Here is a 19,373-nt window from a genome sequence, read left to right as displayed (position 1 = left end):
TTAAAGGACAGGCTCTGTTTTTTAAGCTAGATAAAGGAGGATCTACATACTTATGGTTAAAAAAGGCCGCATCGTGGTGTTTTTCGTAGTGGTACTACTGTTTGGAGCCTTAATCGGGGTTACCGGTACTGACACCGCAAAAAATATTAAATTGGGACTCGATCTTCAAGGTGGTTTTGAGATCCTTTATGAGGTATTGCCAGCAAAAGAGGGCGATGTCATTGATAAGGAAGCTCTAGTAAGTACGGTAAACGCCTTAAATAACCGTGTTGACGTGCTAGGGGTAAACGAGCCAAATATTCAAATTGAAGGTAAAGACCGTGTTCGTGTGCAATTAGCGGGTGTTGAAAATCAGGATAAAATTCGTGAAATTCTATCAACCCAAGCGAAGCTTACCTTTAGGGATGTACATGATAATGTATTACTTGATGGTTCTCAATTAGCTCAAAATGGTGCTAAACAATCATTTGATGAAATGGGCAAACCATCTGTTGCCTTAACAGTTAAAAATTCTGACGATCTAAAAAATGCCACACAAAAAGTTCTTGACCAGGCTCCAAACAATTTAATGGTGATTTGGTTAGACTTTGAAGAAGGTGTAGATTCATTTGAGGCTGAGAGTAAAAAGGAAAATCCTAAGTACCTTTCAGCTGCTGGTGTAAACCAGGTATTCAACACAAAATCGGTATCCATCGAAGGTGGTAATTTTACTGTTGAATCTGCAAATGAACTTGCTTCATTGCTAAACGCTGGGGCACTACCTGTTGATCTGAAAGAAATCTATTCAACATCAGTAGGTGCAAAATTTGGTGAGCAAGCATTAGATAAAACGGTTTTTGCAGGGGCAATTGGAATTTTCTTAGTGCTATTATTTATGCTTGTATTTTACCGTTTCCCTGGTTTAATTGCTGCCGTAACTTTAAGTATTTTTGTTTATTTAAACCTACTTGTTTTTGACTGGATGAATGCGGTGCTCACACTTCCAGGTATTGCAGCCTTAATCCTCGGGGTAGGTATGGCGGTCGATGCCAATATTATTACTTACGAGAGAATTAAGGAAGAGATAAGGTCTGGGAAATCAATCTTATCTGCATACCGTACAGGTAGTAAAAACTCATTCTTAACTATCTTTGATGCAAATATAACCACTATTTTGGCTGGTGTCGTATTATTTATTTTTGGTACAAGTGCTGTAAAAGGTTTTGCAACGATGTTAATCGTTAGTATTTTATTAAGCTTTTTAACTGCAGTATATGGAAGTAGACTTTTACTCGGACTTTGGGTTAATAGTAAATTCTTAAATAAGAGACCTAGCTGGTTTGGTGTAAAACAAAGTCAGATTAGAAATCTAGCCGATGCAGATCCAGAAGGTAATTTTCCAACTCGATTTGATCGATTTGATTTTGCGAAGCATAAGAATAAATTCTTTGTTGCATCGGGCCTAATGGTTGTAGTGGGGATTATAGTATTAATCATTTTTAGACTTAATCTTGGAATTGATTTTGTTGCTGGTACCCGTATGGATGTACTTGCTGATCATCCGATTTCCCAAGAGGAACTTACAGAAGAGCTTAGTAAGCTAAATCTAGAAGCTAAGGAAATCGTTATTTCCGGGGATAATAATGAAATTGGAGTTGCAAGATTCGCTGACGAGCTATCAAAAGATGAAGTGGCTCAAGTGAAGGCACATTTCCATGATCTTTATGGGGCTGATCCTAACGTAAGTACAGTTTCTCCAACTGTCGGAAAAGAATTGGCACGTAACGCATTTTATGCTAGCCTAATCGCGATGCTAGGTATTATTATCTATGTTGCATTCCGTTTCGAATGGCTAATGGGATTAGCAGCAATTGTAGCACTTGTCCATGATGCATTCTTTATGATTGTTCTTTTTAGTGTTACTCGTCTTGAAGTGGATGTTACATTTATCGCGGCTGTTTTAACAATTATTGGTTACTCCATCAACGATACCATTGTAACCTTTGATAGAATACGCGAACTGTTAAAGAAGAAAAAGCGTATTAAAACGTACGAAGATCTTGCAAGTGTTGTAAATAGTGGATTGAGACAAACGTTAGGACGTTCTGTTAATACTGCAATTACCGTAATCTTTACAAGTGTTGCATTATTACTTTTAGGTGGACAGGCAATCACTAATTTTTCATTTGCATTAACAATTGGTTTAGTGGCCGGTATGTATTCATCCATCTTCATTGCTGCACAGCTTTGGTTAATATGGAAGTCTAAACAAATCGCAAAAAAACAATCTGTAAAAGCTGAAACAGAGCCACAAGTGTAAACAGTAAAAGTCGTGAATTTTTCACGGCTTTTTATTTTCTATTTTAGACTTGATGAGTTAATCAGCTTTTGGTTACACTAAAAAGCATGTGTCGTATTCTCAAACGTATATGGGGAGGATGAGGATTTTTTGAAAGAGAATGATCGCTTTAAACAAGCAGAAAAAGCCATCATTATTGGTATTGTGGGGAATATCATCTTAGCTATCATTAAATGGGTCATTGGGGTTCAATCCAATAGCCGAGCGCTTATTGCTGATGCAGTTCACTCAGCATCAGATGTAGCAGGTTCAGTAGCTGTATTCATAGGGGTGAGAGCTGCTAAAAGACCTCCAGACGAAGATCATCCATATGGACATGGGAAAGCTGAGTCAGTTTCTGCTATTATTGTTGCGGTACTGCTTGCACTCGTTGGTTTTGAAATCGGGAAAGCCTCCATTGGGGCATTTTTTAAGCCTATTGAGGTCCCTAAGACAATGGCTATTTATGCCGTCCTTTTTTCAATCATTATTAAAGAAATCATGTTTCGGTATAAATACAATCTTGGAAAAAAGATTAAGAGTGATGCGCTTATTATCAATGCATATGACGATCGTTCCGATGTATTTGCATCAATTGCAACCCTAATAGGGATTGTGGGGGCCATTCTAGGTGGCTATTTAGGGATTGATTGGCTTGTTTACGCCGACCCTGTTGCAGGACTTGTTGTCGCTGTTCTCATTGTCAAAATGGCATGGGAATTTGGAACGGAAGCCATACATAATACGTTAGATCATGTATTACATGATGAAGATACCACGGAATTTAAAAATCTGGTTATGTCTGTTCCGGAAGTAATGAAAATTACCGAACTTCATGCACGTGAACATGGGCATTACGTGATTGTCGATTTAAAAATTTCTGTTGACCCTTATATGACGGTGGAAGAAGGTCATAAAGTCGGTAAAAAAGTTAAAGCAAAGCTTATGGAATATGCACAAGTACAAAATGTGTTTGTCCATATTAATCCATACTCAGACGATGATTAACGCAACTTATGGAAAATGTCAATCATTGTAACGCACCTTAACCTCCTGTATAATAGTGTGGTTAAGGGGTGAAGCTTTTGTTACAATCTAAAACTCGTTGGAAGGTAAATGAATACAACCAGATATATACAAATCTACTAGTCAAAGAACTACAGATTACACCTCTAGTAGCATCCCTACTTGTGAATAGAGGGCTTACAACCGTCGAATCAGCACGTGAATTTTTAGAACCAGAACATCTTGAGTTCCATGATCCATTTTTACTTGATCAAATGGATATTGCGATCGAGAGGATTATGAAAGCCATTGAAAATGACGAACGAATTTTGGTGTTTGGTGATTATGATGCCGATGGTGTTAGCAGTACGACCGTTATGGTTACTGCCTTAAAAGAAAAAGGTGCACATGTTGATTTTTATATTCCAAATCGATTCACTGAAGGCTATGGACCGAATGAAACAGCTTTTCGATGGGCAAAATCAGAAGGATTTTCGCTAATTATTACTGTAGATACAGGAATTTCAGCTCTGCATGAAGCGGAGGTTGCAAAAGAATTAGGAATTGATTTAATTATTACAGATCACCATGAAGTTGGTCCTGAACTACCAGTTGCAACGGCCATTATTCACCCGAAAAAACCTAATAGTCAGTATCCGTTCAAAGAATTGGCAGGGGTTGGGGTTGCTTTTAAAGTTGCACATGCTTTACGTGGTGAAGTCCCTACTGATTTATTAGATGTGGCTGTAATTGGGACAATTGCAGACTTAGTTCCTTTACATGGAGAAAATCGTCTCCTAGCCAAAAAGGGAATAAGAGCCTTACAAAATACTGGGCGACCAGGATTAAAGGCATTATTAAAAAAAGCAAAAATCGAAAACAATGATATTTCTGAGGAAACAGTTGGATTTGCAATTGGACCAAGGATTAATGCAGTTGGTCGTCTGCAGTCAGCTGATCCCGCAGTTGATTTATTAATGACAACTGATCCCGAGGAAGCCTCATATATTGCCGATGAAATTGATGAACTAAATAAAGAAAGACAGCAATTGGTTAATCAAATGACACAAGAAGCCATTCAAGAGGTTGAAGAAAATTTTCCACCTTCTTCAAATTCCGTGTTGGTCATAGCAAAAGAAGGTTGGAACTCCGGTGTTATTGGAATTGTTGCTTCAAGATTAGTTGATCGTTTCTATCGGCCTACGATTGTCTTAAGCATTGATTCTGAAAAAGGATTGGCAAAGGGCTCCGCAAGAAGTATTGCAGGCTTTAACCTTTATGAGAGTCTATCGACATGTCGTGATATTTTACCGCATTTTGGTGGACATCCAATGGCTGCCGGAATGACCCTTAAAGTCGACGATGTAAATGACCTAAGGGATCGTCTGAATGTGATTGCGAATGAAGTATTAACAGCAGAAGACTTTCAACCAGTTACATCCGTTGATGCGATTTGTAGTATTGATGATATTTCAATTGAATCTATTATTGAAATGAACAAATTAGCACCATATGGAATGGGAAATCCAAAACCAATCGTGCAAATTAATGATGTTGGGGTCAATACAATTCGCCGAATTGGTGCAGATCAGAGCCATTTAAAAATCGTTCTTCAGGATGAACCACATACACTTGATGGAGTTGGTTTTGGTTTAGGACATACCTGTGATGGAATTTCACCCTTATCAAAGGTGTCGGTAATTGGAGAACTATCCATAAATGAATGGAACAATAGCCGAAAGCCGCAAATTATGCTTCAGGATATAGCTGTTAATGAATGGCAATTATTTGATATACGGGGCATGCGTGATTTTTCTTCATATATAGAAAAATTAAGGGATGACAAACTCCATTTAATTGCATTCTCTGAATTGACAATAGATAAGCTTCAATTATCAAATCATGAATTTAGTATTGTTTCATCGCTTGTAGAAGCAACTGAGATTCAATTAGATTCAAAGCATGTTGTTCTTCTAGATTTACCTGAGGAAGCTGAATGGATCAAGGTCTTGTTTGAGAATAGCTTTCCAAATCGCATTTATACTTTATTTTTCCATGAGCAGGATCATTTCTTCAGCACAATCCCAACACGAGAGCATTTTAAATGGTTTTATGCATTTCTTGCAAAAAAAGGTCCGTTTGATATGAATCGCTATGCCCATGATTTAGCAAAATATAGAGGATGGTCAACTGAAACAATTGATTTTATGTCACAGGTGTTTTTTGATTTAGATTTTGTTAAAATAAACAATGGATTTATATCTTTATCAAATCAAGCTAAGAAAAGGGATTTGACTGAATCAAGAACATATCAATTGAAAGCAAAGAGAATTGAATTAGAAAAGCAATTATTGTATTCATCATATCAACAATTAAAGCATTGGTTTGATGCAATAAATCAAGGTTCGCATTCGCTTGAGGAGGCAATTAAATAATGGATTTAGAAAAATTTATCGAGATTGTGGATGACTATCCAAAGCCAGGAATTAAATTTAAGGATATTACACCTTTAATGAATGACGGTGAAGCATATAAATATGCTACAGATCAAATTGTAAAATATGCTAGAGAAAAAGAAATTGATCTTGTCGTTGGACCAGAAGCACGTGGCTTCATTATTGGTTGTCCTGTCGCATACTCACATGGTGTCGGCTTTGCTCCCGTTAGAAAAGAAGGCAAGTTACCTAGAGACGTCATTAAAGTAGAATATGGGCTAGAGTACGGAAAAGATGTTCTAACCATTCATAAAGATGCGATCAAACCAGGTCAACGTGTATTAATCACAGATGATCTATTAGCAACTGGTGGAACAATAGAAGCAACCATCAATCTAGTTGAACAACTTGGTGGCATTGTAGCGGGGATTGCATTCCTAATCGAACTAACTTACTTAGATGGACGTAAAAAGTTAGATGGCTATGATGTTTTAACTCTCATGCAGTTTTAATTTTCATTAAAAAGCGCTCAGTTTTGAGTGCTTTTTTTAGTAGAGTTTTTAGTTTTTACTCGTAAAATAAGAATTTTTAAGCTCTATATGCAATATTTCTGTTATTTCCCTTTACAACTTTCGAGATTTTCAAGATAATAGTAACAATAACCTAAATTATATGTAAAAAATGATTCAAAGAATTCTTTCTTTGAATCTTTAATTTCTAAAAAGGTGATAAAATCTATGGCAAACGAACAGGTCCTAACTCCTGAGCAAGTGATAGAAAAGGCAAAAGTATATTTGAACGATAATGATATCGAGTTTATTAAACGTGCATATAAATTTGCAGAGGAAGCTCATAAAGAGCAATTTCGTAAATCAGGTGAACCCTACATCATCCACCCTGTACAAGTAGCGGGTATTTTAGTGGATCTTGAAATGGACCCTTATACAATTGCTGGTGGCTTTTTACACGATGTTGTAGAGGATACGAATGTCACTCTTCAAGAAATTAGCGATGAGTTTACTCCTGAGGTAGCTATGCTCGTTGATGGAGTCACAAAACTGGGGAAAATTAAATACAAGTCGCAGGAAGAGCAACAGGCTGAAAATCATCGAAAAATGTTCGTAGCTATGGCCCAGGACATTCGGGTGATTTTAATCAAGCTAGCAGACCGTTTGCACAACATGCGAACCCTTAAGCATCTCCCACCAGAAAAGCAACGCCGTATTTCGAATGAGACGCTTGAAATTTTTGCTCCATTGGCACACCGACTAGGTATTTCAACGATTAAATGGGAGCTTGAAGATACAGCCTTACGTTATTTAAACCCTCAGCAGTATTATCGTATCGTCAACCTGATGAAAAAGAAACGTGCAGAACGTGAGGAGTATCTTGACGAAGTTATTAGAGAAGTTAAGCAACATGTCGAAGAGGTTTCAATTAAAGCGGAAATCTCGGGGCGACCAAAGCATATTTACAGCATATATCGAAAAATGGTTCTTCAAAATAAGCAATTTAATGAAATCTATGATCTGCTTGCAGTTCGAATTGTCGTAAATAGTATAAAGGACTGTTATGCGGTTCTAGGAATCATTCATACTTGCTGGAAGCCAATGCCAGGTCGATTCAAAGACTATATTGCAATGCCGAAGCCCAATATGTATCAGTCTCTTCATACAACTGTAATTGGTCCGAAGGGGGACCCACTTGAGGTACAAATACGTACAGTTGAGATGCATCAGATTGCAGAATATGGGATTGCAGCGCATTGGGCATATAAAGAAGGCAAACAAGTAAATCAACAGTCTTCTTTTGAAGAAAAATTAACATGGTTCCGTGAAATTTTGGAATGGCAAAACGATGCATCAAATGCAGAAGAATTCATGGAGTCTTTAAAAATTGATTTGTTTTCCGATATGGTCTTTGTCTTTACACCGAAGGGAGACGTTATGGAGCTTCCATCTGGCTCTGTTCCTATTGATTTTGCCTACCGAATTCACTCTGAAATTGGAAATAAAACAATTGGTGCTAAAGTAAATGGAAAAATGGTAACCTTGGATTATAAACTGAAAACAGGGGATATCATAGAAATCTTAACATCGAAGCATTCCTATGGTCCAAGTCAGGACTGGATTAAACTGGCTCAAACATCCCAGGCAAAAAACAAAATTCGTCAGTTCTTTAAAAAGCAACGTCGTGAAGAAAATATTGAAAAAGGTAAAGAACTTGTTGAAAAAGAGATCCGCAACCTTGAATTTGAAGTGAAAGAAATTTTAACACCTGAAAATATCAAAAGGGTTGCTGAGAAATTCAATTTTTCAAACGAAGAAGACATGTATGCCGCGATCGGATATAACGGAATTACTGCAGCGCAAATCGCCAATCGTTTAACCGATAAACTTCGGAAGCAACGAGACCTTGAACAAGTGGCTGAAACAATATCAGAGGTAAAACAAGTTCCAAATCGTTCTAAAAGACGTGATTCTGGTGTACAAGTTCAAGGAATTGACAATTTACTAATCCGCTTATCGAAATGCTGCAACCCGGTACCAGGAGATGAAATTGTCGGTTTTATTACAAAAGGCAGAGGTGTTTCCGTTCATCGTGCAGATTGCCAAAATGTCCATACAAAGGATGCTCAACAGAGATTAATTGAGGTTGAATGGGAAAGTAATCTAAATGATCGTAAAGAGTTTAATGTCGAAATTGAAATAAATGGCTTTGATCGTCGAGGTTTATTGAATGAAGTTCTTCAAGCAGTAAACGAGACAAAGACAAACATTTCGGCTGTTTCAGGAAGATCGGACCGTAATAAAATGGCAACAATAAATATGTCCATTTCAATTCAAAATGTCAGTCATCTTCATAAAGTTGTGGAACGGATTAAACAAATTCGAGACATTTATTCTGTTCGCCGTGTAATGAGTTAAGAAAGGGATTTGTCATGAAAGTCATCGTTCAGCGTGCAAGGGATGCACGTGTAATCGTTCAAAATGAAGAAGTGGGTTCCATCAAAAATGGCTTAATGCTTTTGGTCGGGATCACACATACAGATACAATCGAGGATATAAAATATGTGGCAGACAAGGTAGCCAATCTCCGCATTTTTGAGGATGATAAAGGGAAAATGAATTTATCACTACTAGATGTAAAAGGAGATATTCTTTCCGTATCACAATTTACATTATACGGGGATTGCCGAAAAGGACGACGTCCCAATTTTATGGATGCAGCAAAACCTGAATACGCCGAAAAGATGTACAATCTTTTTAATGCGGAACTTCGTGAAAAAGGTATAAATGTCGAAACTGGTTCATTCGGTGCGATGATGGACGTCCATTTTACAAATGTAGGACCAGTCACATTAATTATTGAGAGTAATAAAAATTAGCGCAAGGCACTTGTGCTGGATAATAGAAATGCCTCAAAAGCTATTTGCTTTTGAGGCATTTTTCTGTGGAAATCTACTTTCCTTTAAAGTATTGAGCAAGTCCATAATAAATTCCATTTGAAACATTTTCTTGGAAAGTATTTGTACTTACGGTATATTCTTCTGTCGGATTACTAATAAACCCTAATTCCAATAAGACTGATGGATTTCGGTTTTCCCGTAAAACTTGATAATTGCCTTGACGATGCTGTCTATTTTTGAAGCCAGTATTCTTAACTAGCTCTGATTGGAGTGTTGAAGCAAGTCCAACATCAATATTTTTATAATAATAAGATGTTACTCCCCGTACATTACGGTCATAAGTACTATCATAGTGGATGCTCACAAAGGCATCTGCATTTCGATAATGAGAGATACTGACCCTTGAACGTAAGCTAACATAATTATCACTGTTACGTGTCATTACGACATTTGCACCAGAAGCATTTAGTTTATCAACAACCATTCTTGCAGTACGCAAGTTTAACGTTTTCTCATAGGTGCCACTTACTCCAATAGCGCCACTATCATTACCACCATGACCAGGATCGATGACGATTGTTTTTCCTTTTAAATATTGATTGACACCTGGTCGTTCTACAATGTTTTCTGTTCCATTCACTGAAACAAGCCAACCAGCGACATAGCCAATTTTATTTCCGGGGAGATTTATTTTATACCAATCCCCTTCCTTAGCCACCATCGTAAAAGAATCGCCTTCGTTCCCCCGAGCAACTACTGAATGTGAAGTAGATGAACCTGAACGAATATTTGTACCATTATAAAGGATTTTTACAGCGGTTTTTCCTGAGCTCGGTTCTTCGGTAGTTGGTGTATCTAACTGAATGTCTAAATACCAGCTGGCAACCCAACCATTCGTACCGTTTGATAATGTAATATGGCTCCAATTATTTACTTCCTCTTCAATTGTTACCTTATTCCCTTGCTTTAGGCTACCGATAACTTTACCTGAAAGGGAACTACTGTCTCGAACATTTAAGCTAGATGCTGTAACAACTCCAATTTTACCCTGGTTTGTTGGAGTTTGTGGTGCAGCAGGTTGAGAGGGTTTTTCCTCTGTTGAAGAAATACCTGCAACGAAATCCCTATGTATCCAAGCAGAGCTTCCTCCAAATACAATTTCTAACCATACTTCTCTCTCATTGGTAATCGTAACATTAGCATTTTGTTTTAGCTTTCCAATGATTCTACCTTGTAAATTAGGTTGATCCCGCACATTTAAGATAGAAGCAGTAATTGTTCCAGTTTTTTTAGTGGTAGTTGAATTTGAACCAGAGTTTGAATTCGAATTCGTTGAACCAGATGACTGCTTTGCAGTGATAAATTGTGAGGAAACCCAACCATTATGTCCATTAAATGAAATTTTAGACCAATTCTCATTTGCCTCAAGAAACTTGGCCTCGTTTCCTTTATTTAACGAGCCAATTACTTGGAAACTTGTTCCTGGACCACTTCTAAATCTAAGTCCATCTACGGTTGATACAACGGTTGATGATGAAGTGGTTGGTGATGAGGTTGATTGGTTTTCTTTTATGAGCCATGATGCAACCCAGCCTGTTTTTCCAGAAGAAAGCTGTAGTTTAACCCATTCATTGTTCCTATCAATGATTGTATACTTTTCTCCTTGTTTGACCTGAGCTGCTCTTCCGTAGGAAAGACCAGGACCTTCTCTTACATTCAAAACAGGAGTATTAATGACTGCGATAGTTTCAGCCTTTGTGAGTTTGCCAGGGGTTGTTGTAACTGAAAAAATAATCGCGAGTAGGAACGCTAGTCCCAATTTTAAAATCTTGTGTAACACTTAAAAGCCTCCTTGAGTAAAAAAACATAGCTTTATAAGAATTCGCCATAAATAAAAATATTCCTGTTTTTTTTAGAAAGAAAATCTAAAAAAAGGGAAAGCTATAACTAGATTCAGTCGGATTAACCCCACTGAACAGTTATAGCCTCCGGCGGATGCCACGATTTTTTAAAAGGAAACTTTTCGAACAGTAAGATCAAAGACTAAAAACGCCACATCTGTGGCAACGTCTTTATGACCCACTTCCTGTGGGCCTAAAAATCGGGCACAAATACGCCAAGGCGTATTTGATTTTATCAAGAAAAAGGGGCGAATAGGATGAGATTTAGCGAAAAAAGCAATAACATTCAAAATACAGGTGGTAATGTATTCGGAGTGGATTTTCACGATTTTATTCAAAAAGAGCAGTCATCAACGTATGTTGAATTAGCGAGTGAATTTGGGGTTTCGGTTAGAGATGTTAGAAACCTAAAAAAACAATTACATCGTTCTTGATATAATTATTATTTTTAAAAAAATGATCGCTAAAACTTGACATGAACTGAGTTCATACGTATGATTATATAAAATTCTACAAAATGAATAGACCAGAACCAGTGATGGGGAAAAGTAGATAGGATTACACATGAATAGAGAGGGAATGTCATAGGCTGAGAGCATTCCTACATGATGACTTATTGAATGAACACCTCGTAGGTTTCTCTCTGAAAAAGCAAATGCTCTAGTAGGAGTTGAACGTTTCAGGCGTTAACTGACAGAGTGAAGACTAAACAATCGTCTCTAAACAAGTAGAGAATAATTAGTCTTAACTAGGGTGGCACCACGGGAATCCAAGCTCTCGTCCCTACAAGAAATTGTAGGGATGGGAGCTTTTTTATTTTATTCAGTTATAACTAAATAAAATAAAAGCCTCCGCGGATGCCACAGATTTTCAAAGGAAACGTTTTGTGTACTAGACCAAAGACTAAGGACGCCACATCCTGTGGCAACGTCTTTGTGACCCACCTCGTGTGGGCCTAAAAAATCTGGGCGCAAATACGCCAAGGCGTATTTGATTTTGTTAAGAGTAAGGAGGAGTAATAAATGGTTAATATTCCTAGAGGAACGCAAGACATTCTTCCAGGTAATGTGGAGAAATGGCAATATATCGAGGAAAAAGCTCGTGATATTTGCAAAAGATTTAATTACAAAGAAATCCGGACACCGATCTTTGAACATACAGAACTATTTTTACGAAGTGTTGGTGAAACAACAGACATCGTGACAAAAGAAATGTACACCTTTGAAGATCGTGGGGAACGTAGCTTAACACTTCGACCAGAGGGCACTGCAGCTGTTGTTCGCTCATATGTGGAAAATAAAATGTATGGGAACCCAGCACAGCCAACAAAGCTATATTATTGTGGACCAATGTTCCGTTATGAACGACCACAAGCTGGACGTTTCCGTCAATTCGTTCAATTTGGTGTCGAGGCATTAGGAAGCAATGACCCTGCTATTGATGCGGAAGTCATCGCACTCGCAATGGAAATCTACAAATCACTTGGATTGCAAAAACTAAAACTTGTAATAAACAGTTTAGGAGATGTATCTAGTAGAAGGGCTCATCGTGATGCACTAATCGCACATTTTTCTCCTAGAATTGATGAATTTTGTTCAGACTGTAAATCAAGACTTGAGAAAAATCCAATGCGTATCCTTGATTGCAAAAAGGACCGTGACCACGAATTAATGCAGACTGCACCATCTATTCTCGAATACTTAAACAAGGACTCAAGTGTGTATTTCGATAAAGTAAAATCCTACTTAACAGATTTACAGATTGATTTCGAAGTCGATTCAGGTCTAGTAAGGGGATTGGATTACTATAACCATACAGCATTTGAAATTATGAGTGATGCAGAAGGATTTGGAGCAATTACGACTCTATGTGGTGGGGGACGCTACAATGGATTAGTAGAAGGACTTGGCGGTCCTGAAACACCAGGTATTGGATTTGCTTTAAGTATTGAAAGACTTTTAGCAGCCTTACAAGCAGAAGGAATCGAATTACCAATTCAAGAGCAAGTGGACTGCTATGTTGCTGCAATCGGGGATGCTGCATCCGCGAAATCTGTTTTATTAGTAAATGAACTAAGAAAAGCTGGCTTAGTCGCTGAGAAAGACTATTTAAATAAAAAAGTAAAAGGTCAATTTAAAGCAGCTGATAGATTACAGGCTAAGTTTGTTGCCATTTTAGGCGATGAAGAATTAGAAAGAAACGTGATTAACGTGAAAAACATGGAAACTGGAAATCAAGAAGAAGTCCAAATTGAACAATTTATTTCGTATATAGTTGAAAAAAGTCACTAGGAGTGGGAAACATGTTTGGAAGAACATATTATTGCGGTGAAGTCACCGAGCAAGCCATTGGCGAAAAAGTAACATTAAAAGGTTGGGTTCAACGAAGAAGAGACCTTGGTGGGCTGATTTTTATAGACCTACGAGACAGAACTGGAATTGTCCAAATTGTATTTAATCCTGAAGAATCAAAAGAAGCATTAGAAATTGCTGAGACTGTAAGAAGTGAATATGTCTTGGATGTTGAAGGAACTGTAGTGGCTCGTGATGAAGCAACTATAAACAATAATATTACAACTGGAAAAATCGAAATCAAAGCGACTGATGTTAAAATCATAAACGAAGCAAAAACACCTCCATTTATGATTGAAGACCGCACAGAAGTTTCAGAGGATTTACGTTTAAAATATCGTTATTTAGATCTTCGCAGACCGGCTATGTTTGAAACGTTTAAAATGCGTCATAATGTCACAAAATCAATTCGTGAATATCTTGACGGCGAAGGGTTCCTAGATATCGAAACTCCAATTTTAACAAAAAGCACACCTGAGGGTGCTCGTGACTATCTTGTACCAAGCCGTGTACATCCAGGTGAGTTTTATGCACTTCCACAATCACCACAAATTTTCAAACAGCTTTTGATGGTGAGTGGATTTGACCGTTATTACCAAATTGCACGCTGTTTTAGAGACGAGGATCTACGTGCTGACAGACAACCAGAATTCACACAAATCGATATTGAAACATCATTTATGAGTCAGGAAGACATCATAGCCATGGCAGAGCAAATGATGAAAAAGCTAATGAAGGATGTAAAAGGAATGGACATCGAGCTTCCATTACCACGTTTAACATACGAAGATGCAATGAACCGTTATGGTTCTGATAAACCTGATACTCGTTTTGAAATGGAATTAATCAGCCTATCCGAAGTTGTCAAAGACAGTGGATTTAAAGTATTCAGCAATGCAGTGGCTACCGGTGGACAAGTAAAAGCAATCAACGCTAAGGGTGCTGCTGATAAATACACGCGTAAAGACATCGATGGTCTCACAGAATATGTGAATCGATACGGTGCTAAAGGTCTTGCATGGTTAAAGGTTGAAGAGAATGAATTAAAAGGTCCTATCGCTAAGTTCTTTGATGTAGAAGAGCAAAAGGCTTTAAGAGCAGTTTTAGATGCTTCAGCGGGAGACCTACTCTTCTTTGTAGCGGATAAACCAAATGTTGTAGCAGATGCATTAGGGGCACTCAGATTAAAACTTGGAAAAGAGCTTGAGTTAATTGATGAATCTAAGTTTAATTTCCTTTGGGTGACTGATTGGCCACTCTTTGAGTTTGATGAGGAAGATGGACGTTATTATGCTGCTCACCACCCGTTTACAATGCCAGCTAGAGAAGATATCGAGCAATTAGAGAGCAAGCCGTGGGAAGTAAAGGCACAAGCATATGACCTTGTATTAAATGGTTATGAGTTAGGTGGAGGCTCGCTTCGTATTTTTGAACGTGACATCCAAGAGAAGATGTTCAAAGTTTTAGGATTTACAGAAGAGGAAGCAAACGAACAATTTGGATTCTTATTAGAAGCTTTTGAATATGGAACACCACCACATGGTGGTATTGCCTTAGGTCTAGACAGACTTGTGATGCTTTTAGCAGGAAGAACCAATCTTCGTGACACGATTGCTTTCCCTAAAACAGCTAGTGCAAGTGATCTCTTAACAGATGCGCCAAGTGAAGTTAGTAAAGCACAATTGAACGACTTGTATTTGTCGTTAAATGTTCGAAAATAGCGAACAAAACCCTTTTTGGTCAACTTGTAAACACGAATTTCGTGTGTTAATATTGTGACATAAAGTTAGTGTTCAAAAAGGAGGATGAAAAGGACCAAGAAGTTCGAGGCGGCGCGGCTTTGAGTACCGGAACGTATGTAGTTAATACGTGAGGAACGCAAGAGCAAGCCAACGAAGAAATTCGATGTGTCATTTTCACCGGACTTTTTGAACATCCTCTAAGTTAGGAGTCCTGATGTGTTTGTCGTATAACCTATTGTTTTGACCGAACAATAGTTTATACGGGAGCCCGGAGTTTTCGAACGTGCGTAAATGCCTCATCTTTCGCTAAAAGAGGACTTACAAAAGTCGAAACAGGGTGCCCACCTGCGGAGAGCGGGTTCAAAACTAAGGCATCGACGGCACGATTGGGACTTCTACAGATTCACCTCATAAATAAACGAATCCCTGTTTACTTATTTGTAAACAGGGTTTTTTTACCTTTTATAAGAAAATTCATTTAAAAAAATACTTAATTTCATATAGAAATTCTTGAATTTAGGCGGAGTATGTTATATTCTTATTCTGGTTAAAATACAGGAAACTTTTATTTTTTGATACCCGATGGAGTTGAAGAGATGTTACACCAATTTTCAAGAAATGAATTAGCAATAGGAAAAACTGGCGTAGAGATCCTTAAGAATAGTACAGTGGCTATTCTTGGAGTCGGTGGCGTTGGTTCCTTCTCAGTCGAGGCGCTTGCGCGTTCAGGAGTAGGACGCTTAATACTTGTTGATAAGGACAATGTTGATATCACAAATATTAATCGACAATTACCTGCTTTACTTTCTACAGTTGGTCAGTCAAAAGTAGACATTATGAAAGAACGAATTGCTGACATAAACCCTGAATGTGAAGTAATTGCACTTAAAATGTTTTATACAGAAGAAACATATGAGGAATTTTTTAGCTATGACTTAGACTTTGTCATTGATGCTTCAGACACCATTATGTATAAAATTCATCTTATGAAAGAATGCCTAAAACGAAATATTCCAATCATCTCAAGTATGGGTGCTGCAAATAAAATGGATCCAACGCGTTTTATGATTGCGGATATTTCCAAAACACATACCGACCCAATCGCAAAGGTGATTCGTACGAAATTACGAAAAGAAGGAATTCGCAAAGGAATCCCTGTCGTATTTTCTGATGAAAGTCCAATTGTGATTCGGGAAGATATTCGTCAGGAAATCACGGATGAAAATGCTAAAATTCGAAAGGCGAAAATGCCGCCGTCTTCAAATGCATTTGTACCATCTGCTTGTGGACTGATTATGGCAAGTTTTGTTGTTCGCGAATTGCTAAAAGACATTAAGATCAAAAGAGTAAAGGACGAATAAAAAAACGTGGCCAGGTGGCCACGTTTTTATTTTGCCAATTGCTCAAGGTTTCCGTTTTTGTCCATCCGAAAAGCAGGAGAGTTACGGTCTTCTGAATCTTCGAACATGACTAGGCGTCTTGCACGATCCATAATTTGCACAAGTGCTTGGTAGTCTTCTTGAATGATAGTCTGTTGGTCAGATAATTTTTCAAGCTTCTTCTCAAGCTCTTTTGTTTGCTGCTTTAAAGATTCATTTTCTCGACGTAGACGATTATTCTCCATCTCCAATTGATTTGAAAGAAGATCATGACTGCGTAAGGACGACAAGAAAGAAATACAATCATCAAGTGTAATGGAGTTTGACGATAGGATTAACTCGGCCGAAACCTCTTCCACGTATTGTGGTGCAGGTGTTTCTTCTTTAAATGTTTCTTTCAGTACTGGTTTTTCAATTGCTTGTTCATTTTCTTTGTTCATTCTTTCAAGTGCTCGTTTTCTTTCTTTTCTTTGCTTTTTCGCAATTGCAATTGCTTGCTCATAATTATTGCGAACTTCTGCATTCCATCGGAACCCACATGCTGCTGATGTACGATTTAATTTATCGCCGACTTCATCGAATGCGGCTAATTGTGTTCCACCTTCACGAATGTAGCGTAAAACTGTTTCTGCTAATAAGAGATCATCCTCATGTGACCATGCATCTTGTCTCACTTTCATAATACCAACTCCCTATTAAATTTAAATGCTAGATTTTTTCTTTATATCTAGCATGACCACGTTAAATTTGTTTTATACATTAATAGTTTTGAGGAAAAAAATTACAGCTAAAGGCGTATTATGACTGAGATTTGCAATGTAAAGAGTATGTGAAGTTTTCTCATAACCTAAAAAAATGGGAACTTTTTCATTTATAATACGTAGGTAGTAATATCGCATAATCCAGAAGATGTGAATGAGATTTTAGCAAATTCAAATCTCACAAACTGTAAGGAGGAGAAAATGTGCAACCAGTTTTACAATTGAAAAATGTTAAAAAGACGATTGGTAGAAAAGATATTATTAAGGGAATCACCTTTGATGTATATCCAGGAGAAGTTTTTGGCTTTTTAGGACCAAATGGTGCCGGAAAAACCACTACTATTCGGATGCTAGTTGGACTCATGTCTATTACAGATGGCGAAGTCATAATAAAAGGGACAAATATTGCAAAGAATTTTGAACAAGCTGTACAGCATATTGGGGGCATTGTTGAAAACCCGGAAATGTATAAGTTTTTAACAGGCTATCAAAACCTTGTTCATTATGCTCGGATGGTAAAAGGGGTAACAAAAGAAAGAATTCTTGAAGTAACAAAATTAGTTGGGCTTGAAAAAAGAATTCATGATAAGGTGAAAACATATTCACTGGGAATGAGACAGCGCTTAGGAGTTGCGCAAGCACTCTTGCATAGCCCGTCCATTTTGATCCTAGATGAACCAACCAATGGGTTGGACCCTGCAGGTATTCGCGAGGTTCGTGATTATGTCAGGAAGCTTGCAAGAGAAGAAGGGCTTGCTGTTATTGTATCCAGTCACTTACTTTCTGAAATGGAAATGATGTGTGACCGTATTGGAATCATTCAAAATGGTAGCTTAGTGGGTGTGCAGAAGGTTACGGAATTCGTGAGTGAAGAAGCTAGCATTCGTGTTCAATTTCAAGTGGATGATGTAGAAAAAGCTTTATCAATTCTATCAACTGAATACCCAGCGCTTGAAGTAATACAAACAGAAAAAGGAATCGAAATTCTAACAGATCAAGAAATGACTCCAAGAATAAATGCTAGTCTTGTAAAAAATGAGATTCAGGTATATGGAATTATGCAGCTTTCGAAATCACTAGAAGATCGATTCTTAGAGGTAACAGGGGGTAGTGGAATTGGGTAATATCTTCAAACTTATTCAGAATGAAAATATGAAAATTTACCGTCGTGTATCAACGTGGATCATGCTAATAATTCTGATTGGAGCAGCACTAGTTGTCGGCATCTTCACGAACGCAACAGCTCCAGATTCTGTGGATGAAAATTGGAAACAGGGTGTACAACAAGACAGCGAAATGTTGAAAGCAAATATTGAGAATGAAGATTATCCAAAGTTAGCAAGGGATACCTTTGAAAAAGAACTTGCCATTAATGAATACCGCCTTGAACATGATATAGCTCCAACCACCAATTCTAAGTCGATTTGGACCTATATGGGATATGCTGCGGAAATTGTTTCGTTAATCACCTTATTTACAATTGTTGTCGGTGCAAGCAGTGTTGCTTCTGAATTTACATGGGGAACGATTAAATTATTGTTAATCCGACCTGTATCAAGATCAAAGATTCTTCTATCAAAATATTTGGCAACTATCTTATTTGCGTTATTTTCCTTGGTTCTACTTTTTGTTACATCATTTTTAATAGGAAGTATATTCTTTGGGTTTGACGGTTCGACTCCACATCTTGTATATAGAGATGGTGCAGTACAAGAAGTTCATATGGTTTCTCATATTTTAGGGATCTTTGGATTAAAATCAATAAACTTAATCATGATGTCAACATTTGCTTTTATGATTTCCACCATTTTTAGAAATAGTGGACTTGCGATTGGATTAGCAATCTTCCTAATGTTTGCAGGTGTAAATGCAACAGCTCTCTTGGCTATGAAGTTCGATTGGGCAAAATATATCCTATTTGCGAACACAGATTTATCTCAATACCTCACTGGATATGTATTAGTTGAGGGAATGACCATGCAATTTTCGATCATCATGTTAATCATCTATTTTGTCATTTTTAATGCACTTACGTGGTTTGTCTTTACGAAACGTGATGTTGCTGCATAAAAC

Annotated in this window: 14 protein-coding genes, 1 other RNA gene and 1 other annotated feature; of the genes, 13 read left to right on the top strand and 2 right to left on the bottom strand. The window is 37.6% G+C overall.

Annotation, left to right across the window (positions count from 1 at the left end; translation table 11 throughout):
• Positions 1 to 52 precede the first annotated feature (52 nt).
• The 6 genes from secDF (at position 53) to dtd (ending at position 9,145) form a co-directional block, all read left to right on the top strand.
• Complete coding sequence (gene secDF, locus DZB84_RS07300; RefSeq protein ID WP_116351609.1) at positions 53 to 2,299, top strand: protein translocase subunit SecDF; 2,247 nt, start codon at positions 53 to 55, stop codon at positions 2,297 to 2,299.
• Positions 2,300 to 2,428: 129 nt separating this feature from the next.
• The gene (locus DZB84_RS07295) at positions 2,429 to 3,325 is read left to right on the top strand and encodes a cation diffusion facilitator family transporter (protein ID WP_116351608.1); all 897 of its coding nucleotides are present in this window, start codon (positions 2,429 to 2,431) and stop codon (positions 3,323 to 3,325) included.
• 77 nt (positions 3,326 to 3,402) lie between these two features.
• Complete coding sequence (gene recJ, locus DZB84_RS07290) at positions 3,403 to 5,757, top strand: single-stranded-DNA-specific exonuclease RecJ (protein WP_116351607.1); 2,355 nt, start codon at positions 3,403 to 3,405, stop codon at positions 5,755 to 5,757.
• Positions 5,757 to 6,269 carry an adenine phosphoribosyltransferase gene (locus tag DZB84_RS07285; RefSeq protein WP_116351606.1) on the top strand — a complete coding sequence of 171 codons (513 nt, stop codon included), beginning with the start codon at positions 5,757 to 5,759 and terminating at the stop codon, positions 6,267 to 6,269. Before recJ ends, DZB84_RS07285 begins: the two co-directional genes overlap by 1 nt.
• A 225-nt stretch (positions 6,270 to 6,494) precedes the next feature.
• The gene (locus tag DZB84_RS07280) at positions 6,495 to 8,684 is read left to right on the top strand and encodes a RelA/SpoT family protein (protein ID WP_116351605.1); all 2,190 of its coding nucleotides are present in this window, start codon (positions 6,495 to 6,497) and stop codon (positions 8,682 to 8,684) included.
• Positions 8,685 to 8,698: 14 nt separating this feature from the next.
• Positions 8,699 to 9,145, top strand: a complete 447-nt coding sequence (gene dtd, locus DZB84_RS07275) for a D-aminoacyl-tRNA deacylase (RefSeq protein WP_116351604.1) — start codon at positions 8,699 to 8,701, stop codon at positions 9,143 to 9,145.
• Positions 9,146 to 9,218: 73 nt separating this feature from the next.
• Here dtd and DZB84_RS07270 read toward each other — a convergent pair whose 3' ends face one another.
• Positions 9,219 to 11,006 carry an N-acetylmuramoyl-L-alanine amidase family protein gene (locus tag DZB84_RS07270; protein ID WP_116351603.1) on the bottom strand — a complete coding sequence of 596 codons (1,788 nt, stop codon included), beginning with the start codon at positions 11,004 to 11,006 and terminating at the stop codon, positions 9,219 to 9,221.
• 318 nt (positions 11,007 to 11,324) lie between these two features.
• Between DZB84_RS07270 and DZB84_RS24850 the strand changes: the two genes are divergently transcribed.
• The 5 genes from DZB84_RS24850 (at position 11,325) to DZB84_RS07250 (ending at position 16,521) form a co-directional block, all read left to right on the top strand.
• Positions 11,325 to 11,501 carry a hypothetical protein gene (locus DZB84_RS24850; RefSeq protein ID WP_189655176.1) on the top strand — a complete coding sequence of 59 codons (177 nt, stop codon included), beginning with the start codon at positions 11,325 to 11,327 and terminating at the stop codon, positions 11,499 to 11,501.
• Between the two features lie 92 nt (positions 11,502 to 11,593).
• Positions 11,594 to 11,855: a binding site (T-box leader), on the top strand.
• 234 nt (positions 11,856 to 12,089) lie between these two features.
• Positions 12,090 to 13,358: a histidine--tRNA ligase gene (gene hisS, locus DZB84_RS07265; protein ID WP_116351602.1), complete on the top strand. Its 1,269-nt coding sequence runs from the start codon at positions 12,090 to 12,092 to the stop codon at positions 13,356 to 13,358.
• Positions 13,359 to 13,369: 11 nt separating this feature from the next.
• Positions 13,370 to 15,139, top strand: a complete 1,770-nt coding sequence (gene aspS / locus DZB84_RS07260) for an aspartate--tRNA ligase (protein ID WP_116351601.1) — start codon at positions 13,370 to 13,372, stop codon at positions 15,137 to 15,139.
• Positions 15,140 to 15,365: 226 nt separating this feature from the next.
• Positions 15,366 to 15,557, top strand: a non-coding RNA gene (gene ssrS, locus DZB84_RS07255) — 6S RNA.
• A gap of 199 nt (positions 15,558 to 15,756) precedes the next feature.
• The gene (locus DZB84_RS07250; protein ID WP_116351600.1) at positions 15,757 to 16,521 is read left to right on the top strand and encodes a tRNA threonylcarbamoyladenosine dehydratase; all 765 of its coding nucleotides are present in this window, start codon (positions 15,757 to 15,759) and stop codon (positions 16,519 to 16,521) included.
• Positions 16,522 to 16,547: 26 nt separating this feature from the next.
• Here the strand turns inward: DZB84_RS07250 and DZB84_RS07245 are convergent, their stop codons facing one another.
• The gene (locus DZB84_RS07245; protein WP_116351599.1) at positions 16,548 to 17,219 is read right to left on the bottom strand and encodes an RsfA family transcriptional regulator; all 672 of its coding nucleotides are present in this window, start codon (positions 17,217 to 17,219) and stop codon (positions 16,548 to 16,550) included.
• Between the two features lie 284 nt (positions 17,220 to 17,503).
• On the opposite strand from DZB84_RS07245, the gene DZB84_RS07240 reads away from it, so the two are divergent.
• The gene (locus DZB84_RS07240) at positions 17,504 to 18,424 is read left to right on the top strand and encodes an ABC transporter ATP-binding protein (protein WP_116351598.1); all 921 of its coding nucleotides are present in this window, start codon (positions 17,504 to 17,506) and stop codon (positions 18,422 to 18,424) included.
• Positions 18,417 to 19,370 carry an ABC transporter permease gene (locus tag DZB84_RS07235; RefSeq protein ID WP_116351597.1) on the top strand — a complete coding sequence of 318 codons (954 nt, stop codon included), beginning with the start codon at positions 18,417 to 18,419 and terminating at the stop codon, positions 19,368 to 19,370. The genes DZB84_RS07240 and DZB84_RS07235 overlap by 8 nt, the downstream gene beginning before the upstream one ends.
• Positions 19,371 to 19,373: the final 3 nt, after the last annotated feature.

It is taken from the genome of Bacillus sp. HNG (assembly GCF_003400205.1).
Classification (GTDB): domain Bacteria; phylum Bacillota; class Bacilli; order Bacillales; family Bacillaceae_L; genus Ferdinandcohnia.
The sequence above is the reverse complement of the archived record's forward strand: the minus strand, read 5'-3'. Positions and strand labels throughout refer to the sequence as shown.

Excerpts from the sequence above, each read along its gene's own strand:
- DZB84_RS07285 (WP_116351606.1), top strand. The coding sequence starts at position 5,757 with ATGGATTTAGAAAAATTTATCGAGATTGTGGATGACTATCCAAAGCCA.
- hisS (WP_116351602.1), top strand. The coding sequence starts at position 12,090 with ATGGTTAATATTCCTAGAGGAACGCAAGACATTCTTCCAGGTAATGTG.
- DZB84_RS24850 (WP_189655176.1), top strand. The coding sequence starts at position 11,325 with ATGAGATTTAGCGAAAAAAGCAATAACATTCAAAATACAGGTGGTAAT.
- DZB84_RS07245 (WP_116351599.1), bottom strand. The coding sequence starts at position 17,219 with ATGAAAGTGAGACAAGATGCATGGTCACATGAGGATGATCTCTTATTA.
- aspS (WP_116351601.1), top strand. The coding sequence starts at position 13,370 with ATGTTTGGAAGAACATATTATTGCGGTGAAGTCACCGAGCAAGCCATT.
- DZB84_RS07280 (WP_116351605.1), top strand. The coding sequence starts at position 6,495 with ATGGCAAACGAACAGGTCCTAACTCCTGAGCAAGTGATAGAAAAGGCA.
- DZB84_RS07250 (WP_116351600.1), top strand. The coding sequence starts at position 15,757 with ATGTTACACCAATTTTCAAGAAATGAATTAGCAATAGGAAAAACTGGC.
- secDF (WP_116351609.1), top strand. The coding sequence starts at position 53 with ATGGTTAAAAAAGGCCGCATCGTGGTGTTTTTCGTAGTGGTACTACTG.
- dtd (WP_116351604.1), top strand. The coding sequence starts at position 8,699 with ATGAAAGTCATCGTTCAGCGTGCAAGGGATGCACGTGTAATCGTTCAA.